The organism is Amycolatopsis sp., from assembly GCF_035546795.1.
GTDB lineage: Bacteria > Actinomycetota > Actinomycetes > Mycobacteriales > Pseudonocardiaceae > Amycolatopsis_E.
The window spans coordinates 19,308-34,677 of sequence record NZ_DASZWC010000026.1 but is presented as its reverse complement, the minus strand read 5'-3'; the positions used below and the strand labels follow the sequence as shown (position 1 = coordinate 34,677).

Sequence of the window (15,370 nt, the reverse complement as noted above, 5' to 3'; positions counted from 1 at the left end):
CGGTGAACGGACAACGGTACTGTTCAGGTGTCGCCGAATCATGGAGGAAATGCCCTATGACCCCCGAAAGCGTTGCCAAAAGGCACGACACCCGCAACGGCGTGGAATTCGCCGTCGCGGATCTCGAGCTGGCCGAGTTCGGCCGCAAGGAGATTCGGCTGGCCGAGCACGAGATGCCCGGCTTGATGGCGCTTCGCCAGGAATACGCCGAGGTGTACCCGCTGCGCGGGGCTCGGGTGTCGGGTTCGCTGCACATGACGGTGCAGACCGCGGTGCTGATCGAGACCCTGGTCTCGCTCGGGGCGGAGGTGCGCTGGGCCTCGTGCAACATCTTCTCCACCCAGGACCACGCGGCGGCCGCGGTGGTCGTGGGCCCGCACGGCACCGTCGAGGAGCCCAAGGGCGTCCCGGTGTTCGCGTGGAAGGGTGAATCGCTCGACGAGTACTGGTGGTGCACCGAGCGGATGCTCACCTGGGACGGCGAAGGCCCGACAGTGACACCAAATATGATCCTCGACGACGGCGGGGACGCGACGATGCTGGTGCACCGCGGCGCCGAGTTCGAGGCGGCCGGCGTGGTACCCCCGGCCGAGGACGACGACCCCGACGAGTGGAAGGTGTTCCTCGGCCTGCTGCGTGAGTCGCTGAAGGCCGCGCCCGGCAAGTGGACCGCCATCGGCGAGGGCATCCGCGGGGTCACCGAGGAGACCACCACCGGCGTGCTGCGGCTCTACCAGCTGGCCGCGCAGGGCAAGCTGCTGTTCCCGGCGATCAACGTCAACGACGCGGTCACCAAGTCCAAGTTCGACAACCGCTACGGCATCCGGCACTCGCTGATCGACGGCATCAACCGCGGCACCGACGTGCTCATCGGCGGCAAGGTCGCCGTGGTCTGCGGTTACGGCGACGTCGGCAAGGGCGCTGCCGAGTCGCTGTCCGGGCAGGGCGCGCGGGTGATCGTCACCGAGATCGACCCGATCTGCGCGCTGCAGGCCGCGATGGACGGCTACCAGGTCAAGACCCTGGAGAACGCGCTCGGCGAGGCCGACATCGTGATCACCACGACGGGCAACAAGGACGTCGTGATGGCCGAGCACATGGCCCGGATGAAGCACCAGACCATCGTCGGCAACATCGGCCACTTCGACAACGAGATCGACATCGCCGGGCTGACCCGCTACCCCGGGGTCCGCCGGATCAACATCAAGCCGCAGGTCGACGAGTGGACCTTCCCGGACGGTCACTCGATCATCGTGTTGTCGGAGGGGCGGCTGCTGAACCTGGGCAACGCGACCGGGCACCCGTCGTTCGTGATGTCCAACAGCTTCTCCAATCAGGTCATCGCACAGGTGGAGCTGTTCACCAAACACGAGGAATACGACAACGAGGTTTACCGCCTGCCGAAGAAACTCGACGAAAAGGTCGCGCGGATCCACCTGCAGGCGCTCGGTGGCGAGCTGACCAAGCTCTCCAAGGAGCAGGCCGAGTACATCGACGTCGACGTCGAAGGCCCGTTCAAGCAGGACCACTACCGGTACTGAGGTCGTTCGAACGGCGGGCCCGGGTGACGACCGGGCCCGCCGGTTAATGTGGCCGCGTGGGTCGACTGGTGGTCATCGAAGGTCTGGACGGGGCGGGTAAGCGCACCGTCGCCGCGGCGCTGACGAAAGCGCTGCACGAGGAAGGCGCGAGCGTCGCAATGCTGGCGTTCCCCCGCTACGGCCGCAGCGTGCATGCCGACTTCATCCGCGAAGCGCTGCACCGCGAGCACGGTGACCTAGGCGAATCCGTGTACGGCATGGGCGTGCTCTACGCGCTCGACCGGCGTGGCGCGCTCGACGAGCTGAACGCCGCCCTGCGGGACAACGACGTGCTCCTGCTCGACAGGTACGTCGCCTCGAACGCCGCCTACGGTGCCGCGCGGCTCCATCAGGACGCGCACGGCGAGTTCGTGAAGTGGGTTCGCGAACTGGAGATCGCCCGGTTCGGGTTGCCGGTGCCCGACACCCAGATCCTGCTCCGGGTGAGCCCCGAGGTCGCCGCGGAGCGGGCCGAGCGACGCGCGCGCTCCGAAGTGGACCGTGCCCGCGACGTCTTCGAAACCGACGATGATCTGCAGGTCCGCTGCGCCGCGGTGTACGACCAGCTGGCCGCCGGGTCCTGGCTTTCGCCGTGGCGTGTGGCGGACGGGACGACGATCTTCGATGCCACCGAAACGGCTCGTGCGCTGGTCCATCCGGGCTAAGCTGACACTCTCTCGTGGACCGATCCCGGGTCGGAAGTCACGAATGGTGTCCCAAGTGCGAATATGTGGTCATGAAGGCACGTGTCTTGGTGGTCGACGACGACCCCGCGCTCGCGGAGATGCTCACCATCGTGCTGCGCGGGGAGGGGTTCGATACCGCTGTTGTCCCGGACGGTTCCCGCGCGCTGCCCGCACTGCGGGATCTCAAACCCGACCTGGTCCTGCTCGACCTGATGCTGCCCGGAATGAATGGCATCGACGTCTGCAAGGCCATCCGCGCCGAGTCCGGCGTACCGATCGTCATGCTCACCGCCAAGAGCGACACCGTGGACATCGTGCTCGGCCTCGAGTCGGGCGCCGACGACTACGTGGTCAAACCGTTCAAACCCAAGGAGCTCGTCGCCAGGGTCCGCGCGCGGCTGCGCCGGACCGAGGCCGAGCCCGCCGAATCGCTGACCATCGGCGATCTCGCCATCGACGTGCCGGGGCACGAGGTGACCAGGGAGGGCAAGGCCATCCCGCTCACCCCGCTGGAGTTCGACCTGCTCGTCGCGCTCGCCCGCAAACCGCGCCAGGTCTTCACCCGTGAGGTGCTGCTCGAGCAGGTCTGGGGTTACCGGCACGCGGCGGACACCCGGCTGGTCAACGTGCACGTCCAGCGCCTGCGTTCCAAGGTCGAGAAGGACCCGGAACATCCGGAGGTCGTGCTGACGGTGCGCGGTGTGGGGTACAAGGCCGGACCGCCGTAAGCCCGCGATGAAGCAGAAGATCCTCGCCTTCGCGTTCCGGGTGCTGCGGCTCGCCCGCCGCGCAGGCGCCTACGGCCGCGAGCGGGCGGCGGTGTTCAGCGTGTTGTGGCGCCGTTCGCTGCAGTTCAAGGTGACGGTGTCCACGCTGGCGCTGTCCTCGGCGGTGGCTTTCGTGCTGGGCATGGTGCTGCAGAACCAGATCACCACCCGGCTCACCGACACCAAACGCCAGGCCGCGATCGCGCAGACCCTGCAGGTCGTGGCCACCGCGGAGAACGAACTGGTCGGCATCAGCGACCAGGACGCGCTGCCGGACCGGCTGCAGAACGTACTGAAGAAGATCACCAGCTCGTCCTCGGACGACCAGGGAGCGGGCGCTTCGGCGGCCGGCGCGTTCGAGCCGGTGCTGACCGCGGGCGGGTCCAGCTCCACCGACTCGGCCGGGCCGATTTCCAAGGTGCCGGAAGGACTTCAGCGTTTCACCGAGGCCAACGAGGTCGCGTATCAGACGCATACGGTCGACGACGGCGGCGCCCGCACGACGTACCTGATCATCGGTGCCCCGGTCACCAGCACCGGCCGGCCGATCCAGCTGTACCTGCTGTTCCCGATGACGGCCGAGCAGAACACCGTGTCCACGGTGCAGAACACGCTGCTGGTCGGTGGTCTGGTCCTGCTGGTGCTGCTGGCCGGGATCAGCAACCTCGTCACCCGCCAGGTCGTGCGCCCGGTCCGGTCCGCCGCCGCGGCGGCCGCGCGGTTCGCCGGCGGTGAGCTGGACGAACGGTTGCCGGTGACCGGCGAGGACGACCTGTCGCGGCTTGCCGTGTCCTACAACGAAATGGCGGCCAGCATCCAGCGGCAGATCCGGCAGCTGGAGGAGTTCGGCACGCTGCAGCGACGGTTCACTTCGGACGTTTCGCACGAGCTGCGCACCCCGCTGACCACCGTGCGGATGGCGGCCGACGTGCTGCACGCCTCTCGCGAACAGTTCCCCGCCGGGCTCGCGCGGTCCACCGAGCTGCTGGTCGACGAGCTCGACCGGTTCGAGGCACTGCTCGGCGACCTGCTGGAGATCAGCAGGCTGGACGCCGGGGTCGAGGAGCTCTCCGCCGAGCTGATCGACGTCGCGCCCATCGCGCGGCGCGCCGTCGAACAGGTGCGGGTCATCGCGAACACCGCCGGCAGCGAGGTCGAACTCGAACTGCCGGACGAGGAGACCGCCGCGGAGATCGACGCGCGCCGGGTCGAGCGGATCCTGCGCAACCTGCTGGCGAACGCGGTCGACCACAGCGAGGGCAGGCCGGTGCGGTTGACCCTCGGCGCGGACGAGCACGCCATCGCAATCACGGTGCGGGACTACGGGGTCGGGCTGCGCCCCGGCGAGGCCGACCTGGTGTTCAACCGCTTCTGGCGCGCGGACCCGTCGCGGAACAGGCGTACCGGTGGTACCGGTCTCGGGCTGGCCATCAGCCACGAGGACGCACGGCTGCACGGCGGGCAGCTCGAAGCTTGGGGCGCGCCCGGATACGGTGCGAGCTTCCGGCTTACGCTGCCGCGGCGCCAGGGCGTGCCGTTCGAGGAGAGCCCGCTGCCGCTGGCGCCCCCGGACGGGGCCGCCGTCAACGGGCAGGCGAGCATCGGCTCGGGCGCGGACTACAGCGGCGTCATCGTGACCGGGCTGTACAGGGAGGACGTCTGATGAGGGGCGCGCGGCTGTTTGCGGCGCTGGCCGGAGCGGTGCTCGTGGCCGGTTGCGCGGCCGTGCCGGAGGAGTCGCAGCCCGTCGCCGTGCAGCAGCAGGAACTGGGCCAGATCTCCAACCCGGATGTGCAGCAGCCTGCCCGCGACCTCGATCCGCTGACGGTCGCGCGTGACTTCGTCCGCGCCAGCGCCCAGCCCATCAGCAACAACGCCGCCGCCCGCACTTATCTCGACGACACCGCGGCGAAGGCCTGGCAGCCGGGCAAGGTCGAGAACGTGATCGACGACCAGTTCAACACGGTGTATGGCTCGGGCGGGGATCTGCCGGCGAACCCGAACGAAGTGGTCGTCGTGGTGCGCGGGACCAACCTCGGCACACTGAACGCGGACTCTTCGTTTCTGCCGTCCCGCAATCCGTACGAGCTCAGGTTGCTGGTGCGCAAGCAGGCCGACGGGCAGTGGCGGATCAACAACCCGCCCGCGAACATCGTGATGCCCTACAGCGATTTCACCGCCAACTACGTGCGGGTGCCGGTGTACTTCTTCGCGCAGGACTCGAACACCACGGTGCCCGATCTCCGTTATGTGGCAGGGAAACCACAGACGGGGCTGCCCGCGCGCGTGGTTTCGTTGCTGCTGTCCGGCCCGTCGGACCAGCTGGTCGGCGCGGTGCGGAGTCCACTGCCCGACGGCGCGGGCATCGAAGGGAACGTGACCACCACGCCGGACGGGGCCCTGCAGGTTCCGTTGACCGGGGTCGGCGATCAGACGCCGGAGGTCAAGAAGCTGATCGCGGCGCAGATCGTGCTGTCCCTGCAGGCGGTTACGACGAACCGGGTCCGGCTGCTCTCCGACGGTGCGCCGTTGGTCGACGGGCACGAGGACTGGCTGTTCACCGACGTGCCGTCGTATTCGTCGCAGGCTTCACCCGGCGCGGATCTGCCCGGTTTGATGGCGGTCAACGGGCGGATCCGCTCGCTGGCCGATGGCGCGGCGATCCCCGGGCCCGCCGGCCAGGGTGTGTACCAGGTGGTCAGCGCGGCACAGTCGATCGACGGCAGGCAGCTGGCGATCGTGGAGAACGCCAACGGCAGGCAGCAGTTGCGCATCGGCTCGTACGGGGGCGCGGCACAGCAGGTGAACCTGTTCGGCGGCACCCTCACCAGACCGACGTGGCGCCCGACCGCGACAGCCGACGGTACGGCGGGCGAGGTCTGGACCGTCGTGGACGGGCAGGCCGTGGTGCGGGTGTTGCGGACCTCCGACGGCGGGTGGACCGGGCAGGCGGTCAACGCCGAAGAAGTGCTCGCAGTCGGGCCGATCAGCGCACTGCGGCTCTCGCGGGACGGTGCCAGGGCGGCGATGGTCGTCAACGGGCAGTTGCTGGTGGCTTCCGTGGTGCGCACACAGGATTCGGTGACCCTGCGCGGGCCGCGGATCCTGCAGATGGGTTCGCTGACCGGTGTCGTGGATGTGGACTGGTTGAGCCAGGACAGCCTGGTGGCGGTCACGTCGATGCCTTCGCAGCCGGTGGTGAAGGTGCCGATCGACGGGCTGCGGATGGACACCTTCAACAGCTCGAACCTGACTCCGCCGGTCTACGCGATCACCGCCGCGCCCGGACGCCCGATCGTCGTCGCCGATGTCGGCGGGCTGTGGACGGCGTCGGATGTCGGCGAGGTCTGGCGGCCGCATCCGTACTCGCTGGGCTCGCACGTGACGCCGTTTTACCCGGGCTGAGCCGCGGATCGGCGAAAACTGTCGGTGGGTGCCGGCATACTGACGGATCGTGAACGTGGGGGAGCGAATTCTCGATCTCGTGTTGCCGTCTGCCTGTGCGGGCTGCGGTGCACACGGCGCTGCTTGCTGTGCGGACTGTCTCGCGGAGTTCGCGCGCCCGGCGCCGGTGGCTCGCGGTCCGACGGTTGCCGCCGTGCCGGTGCACACGCTCGCCCGCTACCAGGGCACGGCGCGGAAGCTCGTGCTGGCCTACAAGGAACGCGGCAGGCGTGATCTCGCCGCAGGGCTCGGCGGTGCGCTCGGTGCCGTGGTGCCGGATCTGCCGGCGGCGAGGCCGGACGCGAACGGTGTCTGGTGGCTCGTGCCTGCCCCGTCCCGCCGGGCCGCATCGCGTGCTCGGGGAGGTCCGCATCTGCTGCGCCTGGCGCGGGCATGCGCCCTGCGGTTGGCGGCGGATGGCCATTCCGTCGCCGTCGCACCGGCGCTGCGGCTCGCTCGCGGCGCCCGGGACGCGGTTGGTCTGGACCATGCGGCCCGCGTCGCGAACCTCGCCGGCCGGCTGTGCCTGGATCCGCGTGGCCTCCCGCCGCGAGGCGCGCCGGTCGTGCTGCTCGACGATGTGATCACTACCGGCGCGACGCTCGCGGCCTGCGTTCGCGCCCTGACGGAAGGGGGATTCGAGGTGACCGCGGGGTTGACGCTGACGGCCGCCGGGTGAGGCTGTCGCAGATGGGCCGGCGCGATTGTGTCGCGGCAGCAACGGACGCGCGTGGCCGCGCTGTGTGCGCCCGCCTCCGCCCCGATCGCGCAGTGTTCAACGGGCACCACGGCGCGGTTCCCGTTGAGGGCGCTGGGGATCGGTTCGGTGGCGGGGTGTGGACGAGGCGCGTTTCCCTCGCCGCCGCTGTCTCACTTACCGGACAACCGATCGAAGGTCCTTACCGGTTCCCAAGAGCCACAACGACCTCACCACTCGCAGGTGACGCCACCGTTTGCCGGCCGCGACCCGGCCACGCACGCATCGGCGGGGCGAGCGGCAGACCGTTGACGTTCACCCACACAGGTGTACCTGGCGGGAACGTGAGCGGCGCCGGGGCCGTTGTCCGGACATGGAGCCGTCCAAGGAGCCGGGGCCATCGGCGCAAGGGGCCACTGGGGTGGAGCCGCGCTCGCGGGCCGCTGTCACGCAGCGCCTCCGACGCCGGGAAACCTTGTGGTGTCAAGGTGAAAACCGCCTCCGGACGATGCTCCGAACGGGGTCCGGCGCCCGCTCTCGGCGGGCTGCGCGGACGCGCTCGGTGACTGTTTCCCGTTCTGTGATATCCCCCGGCTCGGGGGGTTTTGTGATGCGCGTTACCGGGCTAACGTGCACCGCAATAGCCGTTCCGTACGGCAGGGAGGTGAACAGCCGATGACCCTGGTACCGGCGGACAGCTGAACTCTCCCCGTCGGTGCCCAGCGAATTCCGAAGAGCTCGAACTCATCCAGGAGTGAGGGAGGTCGTGTATGGACATCGTCGTTAAAGGTCGCAACGTGGAGGTGCCCGAGCACTACCGGGAGCATGTGAGCGTCAAGCTCGCGCGACTGGAACGCTACGACAGGAAAGTCTTCCGTTACGACGTGGAGCTCTTCCACGAACCCAACCGCAGGCAGTCCAAGAGCTGCCAGCGCGTGGAGATCACCGGCAAGGGCAAGGGCCCCGCGGTCCGTGCCGAAGCGTGTGCCGGCGACTTCTACGCCGCGCTCGACGCCGCGGTGAGCAAGCTTGAGAACCGGCTGCGCCGGTCTGCCGATCGCCGCCGGGTGCACTACGGGCGGCGCTGCCCGGAATCGGTCGCCGAGGCGACCTCTCCGATGCCGGCGGTCACGTCGGCGAACGGGATGCCCGCGACGAGCACGGCGGTGCTCGAGGCGCCCGCCCCCGTCGAGACCGAGATCGCCGAAGGCGCCGAGCTCGACCTCCCCACGCAGCGCTGGGAAGACGAGGCCCTGGGCCACCAGCCCGGCCGCGTCGCGCGCGAGAAGCGCCACTCAGCCGATCCGATGACGGTCGACCAGGCCCTCTACCAGATGGAACTGGTCGGACACGACTTCTACCTTTTCAACGACGCCGAGGCGGGCCTGCCTAGCGTCGTCTACCGGAGGAGGGGCTTCGACTACGGCGTGATCAGGCTCGGCTGAACGCCGCGACGACCCGCCGGACGGCCCGCACGCGAGGAGCGCGTGCGGGCCGTTCCGCGTTCCATCGGCGCCGTGCGTGCACGTCGGGACCGTCCTTCCCTACGATGGAGGCGGCGCACGGTCCGCCCGGGACACGCCCGGGCGCATTTTCCAAGACAGCTAGTGAGGTCGACCGGATGGTTCTCAACCGCCTGCTGCGCGCGGGCGAGGGCAAGATGCTCAAGCGGCTGCGCAACATCGCCGACCACATCAACACCCTCGAAGACGAGGTGAAGGACCTCTCCGACGCCGAGCTGCAGGCCAAGACCGACGAGTTCCGCAAGCGGCACGAGGACGGCGAGTCGCTCGACGAGCTGCTGCCGGAGGCCTTCTCGGTCGCCAGGGAGGCCGCTTGGCGGGTGCTCGGGCAGCGGCACTTCGACGTCCAGCTGATGGGCGGCGCCGCGCTGCACCTCGGTCAGGTCGCCGAGATGAAGACCGGTGAAGGCAAGACGCTGACCTCCGTGCTGCCCGCGTACCTCAATGCCATCTCCGGCAAGGGCGTGCACCTGGTCACCACGAACGACTACCTCGCCAAACGTGACGCGGAGTGGATGGGCCGGGTGCACCGGTTCCTCGGCCTGAAGGTCGGCGCGATCCTGTCCGAGCTGCCGCCGGACCAGCGCCGCGAGGCCTACAACGCCGACATCACCTACGGCACGAACAACGAGTTCGGCTTCGACTACCTGCGCGACAACATGGCGTGGACGCTGGACGACTGCGTGCAGCGCGGGCACAACTTCGCCATCGTCGACGAGGTCGACTCGATCCTGATCGACGAGGCACGCACGCCGTTGATCATCTCGGGCCCTGCCGAGCAGTCGGCCCGCTGGTACGTCGAGTTCGCGCGCCTGTCCCCGATGATGAAGAAGGACGTGCACTACGAGGTCGACGAGCGCAAGCGCACCGTCGGCGTCACCGAGAAGGGCGTCGCGCTCGTCGAGGACCAGCTCGGCATCGAGAACCTCTACGAAGCGGCGAACACCCCGCTGGTCGGCTACCTGAACAACGCGCTGAAGGCCAAGGAGCTGTACAAGCGCGACAAGGACTACATCGTCCGTAACGGCGAAGTGGTGATCGTCGACGAGTTCACCGGCCGCATCCTGCACGGCCGCCGCTACAACGAGGGCATGCACCAGGCGATCGAGGCCAAGGAAGGCGTCGAGATCAAGGCCGAGAACCAGACGCTGGCCACGATCACGCTGCAGAACTACTTCCGCCTGTACAACAAGCTGGCCGGGATGACCGGTACGGCCGAGACCGAGGCGGCGGAGTTCCACCAGACCTACAAGCTGGGTGTGGTGCCGATCCCGACGAACCGGCCGATGGTCCGCAAGGACGAGACGGACCTGATCTACAAGACCGAGCCCGCGAAGTTCGAGGCACTGGCCGACGACATCCAGGAGCGCAACGAGGCCGGGCAGCCGGTGCTGGTCGGTACCACCAGCGTCGAGAAGTCCGAGTACCTCTCGAAGCTGCTGGTCAAGCGCGGGGTTCCGCACGAGGTGCTGAACGCGAAGTACCACGACCGTGAAGCGCTGATCATCGCGCGCGCGGGCCGCAAGGGCCAGGTCACGGTCGCCACCAACATGGCGGGCCGTGGTACGGACGTCGTGCTGGGCGGCAACCCGGACATCATCGCCGACGAGGTGCTGCGCGAGCGCGGCCTGGACCCGGTGGAGCACTCCGAGGCCTACGAGACGGCGTGGCCGAAGGTGCTCGAAGAGGTCAAGGCCGAAGCGAAGGCCGAGGCCGAGGAGGTCAAGGAAGCCGGCGGGCTGTACGTGCTGGGCACCGAGCGGCACGAGTCGCGCCGGATCGACAACCAGCTGCGTGGCCGATCCGGCCGTCAGGGTGACCCCGGCGAGTCGCGGTTCTACCTGTCGTTGGGCGACGAGCTGATGCGGCGCTTCAACGCGGCGATGGTCGAGCGGGTCATGACCACCATGCGGCTGCCCGACGACCAGCCGATCGACCACAAGATGGTGTCGCGCGCGATCAAGAGCGCGCAGACCCAGGTCGAGCAGCAGAACATGGAGATCCGCAAGAACGTCCTCAAGTACGACGAGGTCATGAACCTGCAGCGCAAGGTGATCTACGCCGAGCGCCGCCGGGTGCTGGAGGGCGAGGACCTCAGCGAGCAGATGCGGAACATGCTCTCCGACGTCGTCACCGCGTATGTGCAGGGCGCGACCGAGGACGGCTATGCCGAGGACTGGGACCACGAGAAGCTGTGGACGGCCCTCAAGCAGCTGTACCCGGTGAAGATCACCTGGGAGGAACTCACCGAGGAGGAGGACGACCTCAGCTCGGACTTCCTGCTCAGCGCCCTCCTGGAGGACGCCGAGGCCGCGTACGCGCAGCGTGAAGCGGATATCGACGCCAAGGTCGGCGAAGGCGCGATGCGGCAGCTGGAGCGCCAGGTGCTGCTGTCGGTGCTGGACCGCAAGTGGCGTGAGCACCTCTACGAGATGGACTACCTCAAGGAGGGCATCGGGCTACGGGCGATGGCCCAGCGCGACCCGCTGATCGAGTACCAGCGCGAGGGCTTCGACATGTTCAACGCGATGCTGGAGTCGTTGAAGGAGGAGGCCGTCGGATTCCTGTTCAACCTGCAGGTCGAGCAGGCCGAGCCGCAGCAGCAGGCCGCCGAGCCCGCCGCCGCGGTGCCCACCGCGGGCCGGCATTCGCAGCAGGCGCCGCCGCAGCCGCCGGCGCGCGAGGAGCCCAGGGAAAGCGTGCCGTCCGCCTTGCGTGGCAAGGGCCTCGGCAACGGTGACGGCGCCGGGCCGAACGGGCTGACCTACTCCGGCCCGGCCGAGCAGGGCGGGGTGCAGAGGCGTGGCACCGCGGCCGCGAAGGCGGGGGCGAAGGAGGCCACCGGCAGCCAGAGCGGTTCTCGCCGCGAGCGCCGTGCGGCCGCCCGCGAGCAGGCGAAGAAGACGAAGAAGGGCGGCCGCTGACGGCTTCCCGGCGGGACGGGGTGGCTTCGCTTCGGCGAGGCCACCCCGGCTGCTTTTCAGCCCCGGTTGCGTGCGGGCAGCACGAGGTCGAAGTAGGTGCACCGCCAGCCGGGCTCGCCGAGTTCGAAGCGCGCCATCAGGCCGAATGTGCGGGAAGCCGCCCCCGCGGCGCCGGATACCTCGTACGCGTCCGGGCCGACCGGTGAGATCCGCACTCTGTTGAGGGCGAACCGGACGCCCTTGAGCTGGTTCGACACCGTCAGCCGACGGTAGAGCCGCGGATGCACCAGCCCCTGCAACTGCGACACCGGACGCCGGCCGGTGTGCGCCTCCAGGATCGCTTTCAGCACCGCGCGAACGTGCCCGGCGGTGAGCTCCCCGGGGCCGGGTGGCACCAGGGACAAGGAATCCTGCGCCGGCATCAGGTCCAGCACGAGCTGGCCGCCGATCTCGGTGAAGCGGTGCAGATCCCGCAAGGGTTCGTAGCCCCGCAGTGGTTTCAGGGCCGCAGTGGACAGCAAAACGTTCCCCCAGTGTGTTTCCGGACTATCGCCGGGAAGAGGGGCGAACCGGCCGGATTCGGGCGAACAGCCCCCGAACTGGTGAAACGGTATGGTCGCCCGATGTTCCGAGGGCTGATCGTGGACTACGCCGGGGTGCTCACGGATCCCGACGCCGGCGACCTGTACGCGGCTATCGACGGGCTACGCGAGCGCGGCGTGCGTACGGCGCTGCTGTCGAACGCGGCCGGTGGCGGCTCTGCGAAGGCGAGGTTGTCCGCCTTCTTCGACGCGCTCGTCTTCTCTGGCGAAGTCGGCTTCGCGAAGCCCTCCGCGCAGGTCTACCTGATCACCGCGGAGCGCCTCGGGTTGTCCGCCGACAGCTGTGTGTTCGTCGACGACTCGCGCGGCAACGTCGCGGGCGCGGTGGCCGCCGGGATGGCCGGGGTGCACCACACGTCCGTGGAGTCCACGCTCACCGAGCTCAGCGCGTTGTTCCCCGCCTGACGAGCTCGAAGCACAGCACCGCCGCGGCGGCGGAGACGTTGAGCGATTCCACCTCGCCGGGCATCGGGATGGACACCCAGCCGGCCAGGTACTCGGCGACGTCAGGTGAGACCCCGGCCGTCTCGCCGCCCAGCACGAACGCCGCGCGCTCCGGCAACTCGGCGCCGAAAAGCTGTTCGCCGCCGGACGCGCCGAGGCCGTAGACGCCGTACCCGGCGTCGCTGAGCAGGCCTGCCGCTTCGGCGGCCGTCGCGCAGCGCAGGACGGGCGCACGGAACGCCACCCCGGCCGAAGCCTTCACCACCATCGGATCCAGCGCCGCCACACCCCGCCGCGGCACGACGATGCCGTCGATCCCGGCGGCGGTCGCGGTGCGCAGGATCATGCCCACGTTCGCCGGGGTGGTGATGCCGTCCAGCACCAGGACCCGGGGCGGCAGCGGCGCCGAGGACAGCGCCGCGGTGAGCGGCCGCATCCGGGGCGCGACCACGTCGGCCAGCACACCCTGGTCCTGTTTTCCGTTGCCCGCCAACACTTTCACCCGGTGCGCGCTGGCGCGCTGCACCTGCACCCCGGCGGCCTTCGCGGCGCGCTGGATCTCGGCGGCGCCCGGCCCGCGCGCGGTGTCGGCGAGGATCACCTTGTCGACACGCAGGTCCGGGTCGTCCAGCGCCTCCAGCACCGGCTTGCGGCCGTAAACGGTCAGGAAGCGGTCTTTGGGGGACACCGTGGTGTTGCTTTCGTGCACGGGCCTAGTACACCAGGGTGTGCCAGTGGCCGGCCGCTTCCCCACCGCCACCCTCAACGGAGACGCATTCGCGCCGCTAGATTGGCTGCTATGCCCGACCGTCTTTCCGCCTTGGACGCCTCCTTCCTGTACCTGGAGGACGCCACGACGCCCATGCACGTCGGCGGTGTCGCGGTGTTCGAGCGGCCGCGCGAGGGCTTCGACTACGAACAGATCCTCTGCCTGGTTTCGCAGCGTCTCGGCTACCTGCCCCGGTATCGCCAGCGGGTGCTGAACGTGCCGGGGCATCTGGCCCGGCCGGTGTGGGTGGACGACGTCGACTTCGACCTGAATTACCACGTCCGCCGCTCCGCGCTGCCCGGCCCCGGCACCGACGAGCAGCTGTTCGACCTGGTCGCGCGCCTGATGGCCCGGCCGATGGACCACGAGCGCCCGCTGTGGGAGGCCTACTTCGTGGAGGGGCTGGCGCACGATCGGGTGGCGCTGGTGACCAAGACCCACCAGGCCGTCGTCGACGGCATCGGCACCGTGGAGCTGGGCCAGCTCATCCTCGACGCGACGCCGCAGATCTGCGAGCCCTACGAGGACACCTGGAACGCGCGCCGGCCCCCGTCGACGAGCCAGCTCGTCCTCGACGCGATCAGCGAAACCGTGCAGCAACCGGGTGCGCTGGTGGAGAACATGCGCGCGGTGCTCGGCGACGCGGCGGCGACCGCGGACAAGGTGGCCGACACGGTCGGCGGGGTCGTCTCGGCGTTGCGCACCATCGTCAAACCGGCCCCGGCAGGCCCGCTGAACACGCACGTGTCGGGCGGGCGGGTGTTCGCGGTGGTCCGCACCCTGCTGGAGGACTACCGCAAGATCCGGGCCGAACAGGGCGGCACGGTGAACGACATCGTGCTGGCCGCGATCACCGGTGCGCTGCGGGAATGGCTGCTCTCCCGCGGCGCCGGGGTGCAACCGGACACCACCATCCGCGCGCTGGTGCCGATGGCGGTACTGGAACCGGACACCTTCGAGTTCTCCGCCGCGGGACTGGTGAACAACCAGGTGGAGGCGAACCTGGTCGATCTGCCGGTCGGAGAGCCGAACCCGACGCTGCGGCTGCAGCACATCAGCCACACTATGCGCGCGCACACCGACTCCAGCCGCTCGGTGGCGGCGCGTGCCATGCTGAAGGTCGGCGGGTTCGCGCCGGCCACGATGCATTCGCTGGCCGCGCGGGCCGCCGGGTCGTTCTCCGGGCGCATCTTCAACCTGGTGATCACGAACTCGCCGGGGCCGCAGGTGCCGCTGTACGCGGGGCAGGCGAGGATGACGGAGATGTACCCGGTGATCCCGCTGGCGCGCAACCAGGCGCTGGCCATCGGGGTCACGTCGTACCACGGGAATGTCTACTTCGGACTGAACGGGGACCGCAAGGCGGTGTCCGACGTCGGCAATCTCGCCGGCATGGTCTCCGAAGCGCTGGAAGAACTGAAGGGTGCGCACTGGTGAGGGTTTATCTGCCTGCGACGATCGACCTGCTGCGGAAGCTGGTCTCCGACGGCAAGCTGCAACCGGTCGGCGGTACGGGGTTCGCGCTCACCCCGGCGCTGCGGGAGTCGTACGTCAGCGGTGACACCGAGGAGCTGGAGTACGCCGCGCTCATCGACGCCGCGCGGGCGTCGCTGCGGTTGATCGGCGCCGACGAGAAGGAACGCCCGCGCCGGGTGGTGATCTCGGTGGACACTGAAAACGCCACGGTCCGCTCGGATCTGGACGCGGCCGTGGTGAAGCTGTCCGGGCCGATCGTGCTGGACGACGTGGCGGCGGTGCACGTCGACACGGAGGACGCGGAGGAGTCCGTCCGCGCCGCCGCCGAGGTCATCGACGCCGCCGATCTGGGTGACCTCGACGCGGAGTTCACCCTCGGCGAAGCCGAGGACCACGAACTGGCCTGGTATGCGCCGCAGGAGCTGCCCTTCCTGCTTGAGCTGCTCTAGCTTGGGTAG

General features: G+C 69.2%; 13 protein-coding genes. 11 read left to right on the top strand and 2 right to left on the bottom strand.

What is annotated here, in order from left to right; translation table 11 throughout:
• Window positions 1-56: 56 nt before the first annotated feature.
• From ahcY to secA, 8 genes are all read left to right on the top strand, one after another.
• Window positions 57-1,541, top strand: a complete 1,485-nt coding sequence (gene ahcY, locus VHD82_RS16760; RefSeq protein WP_325703969.1) for an adenosylhomocysteinase — start codon at window positions 57-59, stop codon at window positions 1,539-1,541.
• A 56-nt stretch (window positions 1,542-1,597) separates the two neighbouring features.
• Window positions 1,598-2,245: a dTMP kinase gene (locus VHD82_RS16755; protein WP_325703966.1), complete on the top strand. Its 648-nt coding sequence runs from the start codon at window positions 1,598-1,600 to the stop codon at window positions 2,243-2,245.
• Between the two features lie 71 nt (window positions 2,246-2,316).
• Window positions 2,317-2,994 (top strand): MtrAB system response regulator MtrA, encoded by a 678-nt coding sequence (gene mtrA, locus VHD82_RS16750; protein WP_325703963.1) that lies wholly within the window; start codon window positions 2,317-2,319, stop codon window positions 2,992-2,994.
• 7 nt (window positions 2,995-3,001) lie between these two features.
• On the top strand, window positions 3,002-4,696 hold the full coding sequence (gene mtrB, locus VHD82_RS16745) for an MtrAB system histidine kinase MtrB (RefSeq protein ID WP_325703961.1): 1,695 nt from the start codon (window positions 3,002-3,004) through the stop codon (window positions 4,694-4,696).
• Window positions 4,696-6,438, top strand: coding sequence for an LpqB family beta-propeller domain-containing protein (locus VHD82_RS16740; protein ID WP_325703960.1), 1,743 nt, complete (start codon window positions 4,696-4,698; stop codon window positions 6,436-6,438). Before mtrB ends, VHD82_RS16740 begins: the two co-directional genes overlap by 1 nt.
• Before the next feature lie 193 nt (window positions 6,439-6,631).
• Window positions 6,632-7,156, top strand: a complete 525-nt coding sequence (locus tag VHD82_RS16735; RefSeq protein WP_325703958.1) for a ComF family protein — start codon at window positions 6,632-6,634, stop codon at window positions 7,154-7,156.
• Between the two features lie 788 nt (window positions 7,157-7,944).
• Window positions 7,945-8,619: a ribosome hibernation-promoting factor, HPF/YfiA family gene (hpf, locus tag VHD82_RS16730; protein ID WP_325703956.1), complete on the top strand. Its 675-nt coding sequence runs from the start codon at window positions 7,945-7,947 to the stop codon at window positions 8,617-8,619.
• A 176-nt stretch (window positions 8,620-8,795) separates the two neighbouring features.
• Complete coding sequence (gene secA, locus VHD82_RS16725; protein WP_325703954.1) at window positions 8,796-11,621, top strand: preprotein translocase subunit SecA; 2,826 nt, start codon at window positions 8,796-8,798, stop codon at window positions 11,619-11,621.
• A 56-nt stretch (window positions 11,622-11,677) separates the two neighbouring features.
• Here the strand turns inward: secA and VHD82_RS16720 are convergent, their stop codons facing one another.
• The gene (locus tag VHD82_RS16720; protein WP_325703951.1) at window positions 11,678-12,142 is read right to left on the bottom strand and encodes an Rv3235 family protein; all 465 of its coding nucleotides are present in this window, start codon (window positions 12,140-12,142) and stop codon (window positions 11,678-11,680) included.
• A 102-nt stretch (window positions 12,143-12,244) separates the two neighbouring features.
• Between VHD82_RS16720 and VHD82_RS16715 the strand changes: the two genes are divergently transcribed.
• Complete coding sequence (locus tag VHD82_RS16715; protein ID WP_325703949.1) at window positions 12,245-12,628, top strand: HAD-IA family hydrolase; 384 nt, start codon at window positions 12,245-12,247, stop codon at window positions 12,626-12,628.
• Here the strand turns inward: VHD82_RS16715 and VHD82_RS16710 are convergent.
• Window positions 12,606-13,376, bottom strand: a complete 771-nt coding sequence (locus VHD82_RS16710) for an RNA methyltransferase (RefSeq protein ID WP_325703946.1) — start codon at window positions 13,374-13,376, stop codon at window positions 12,606-12,608. The genes VHD82_RS16715 and VHD82_RS16710 overlap by 23 nt on opposite strands.
• Window positions 13,377-13,466: 90 nt before the next feature.
• Between VHD82_RS16710 and VHD82_RS16705 the strand changes: the two genes are divergently transcribed.
• The gene (locus VHD82_RS16705; RefSeq protein WP_325703944.1) at window positions 13,467-14,873 is read left to right on the top strand and encodes a wax ester/triacylglycerol synthase family O-acyltransferase; all 1,407 of its coding nucleotides are present in this window, start codon (window positions 13,467-13,469) and stop codon (window positions 14,871-14,873) included.
• Entirely contained in the window at window positions 14,870-15,361 is a 492-nt protein-coding gene (locus tag VHD82_RS16700) for a DUF6912 family protein (protein WP_325703942.1), read from the top strand. The genes VHD82_RS16705 and VHD82_RS16700 overlap by 4 nt, the downstream gene beginning before the upstream one ends.
• Window positions 15,362-15,370 lie beyond the last annotated feature (9 nt).

Excerpts from the sequence above, each read along its gene's own strand:
- mtrA (WP_325703963.1), top strand. The coding sequence starts at position 2,317 with ATGAAGGCACGTGTCTTGGTGGTCGACGACGACCCCGCGCTCGCGGAG.
- VHD82_RS16715 (WP_325703949.1), top strand. The coding sequence starts at position 12,245 with ATGTTCCGAGGGCTGATCGTGGACTACGCCGGGGTGCTCACGGATCCC.
- VHD82_RS16740 (WP_325703960.1), top strand. The coding sequence starts at position 4,696 with ATGAGGGGCGCGCGGCTGTTTGCGGCGCTGGCCGGAGCGGTGCTCGTG.
- ahcY (WP_325703969.1), top strand. The coding sequence starts at position 57 with ATGACCCCCGAAAGCGTTGCCAAAAGGCACGACACCCGCAACGGCGTG.
- mtrB (WP_325703961.1), top strand. The coding sequence starts at position 3,002 with ATGAAGCAGAAGATCCTCGCCTTCGCGTTCCGGGTGCTGCGGCTCGCC.
- hpf (WP_325703956.1), top strand. The coding sequence starts at position 7,945 with ATGGACATCGTCGTTAAAGGTCGCAACGTGGAGGTGCCCGAGCACTAC.
- VHD82_RS16705 (WP_325703944.1), top strand. The coding sequence starts at position 13,467 with ATGCCCGACCGTCTTTCCGCCTTGGACGCCTCCTTCCTGTACCTGGAG.
- secA (WP_325703954.1), top strand. The coding sequence starts at position 8,796 with ATGGTTCTCAACCGCCTGCTGCGCGCGGGCGAGGGCAAGATGCTCAAG.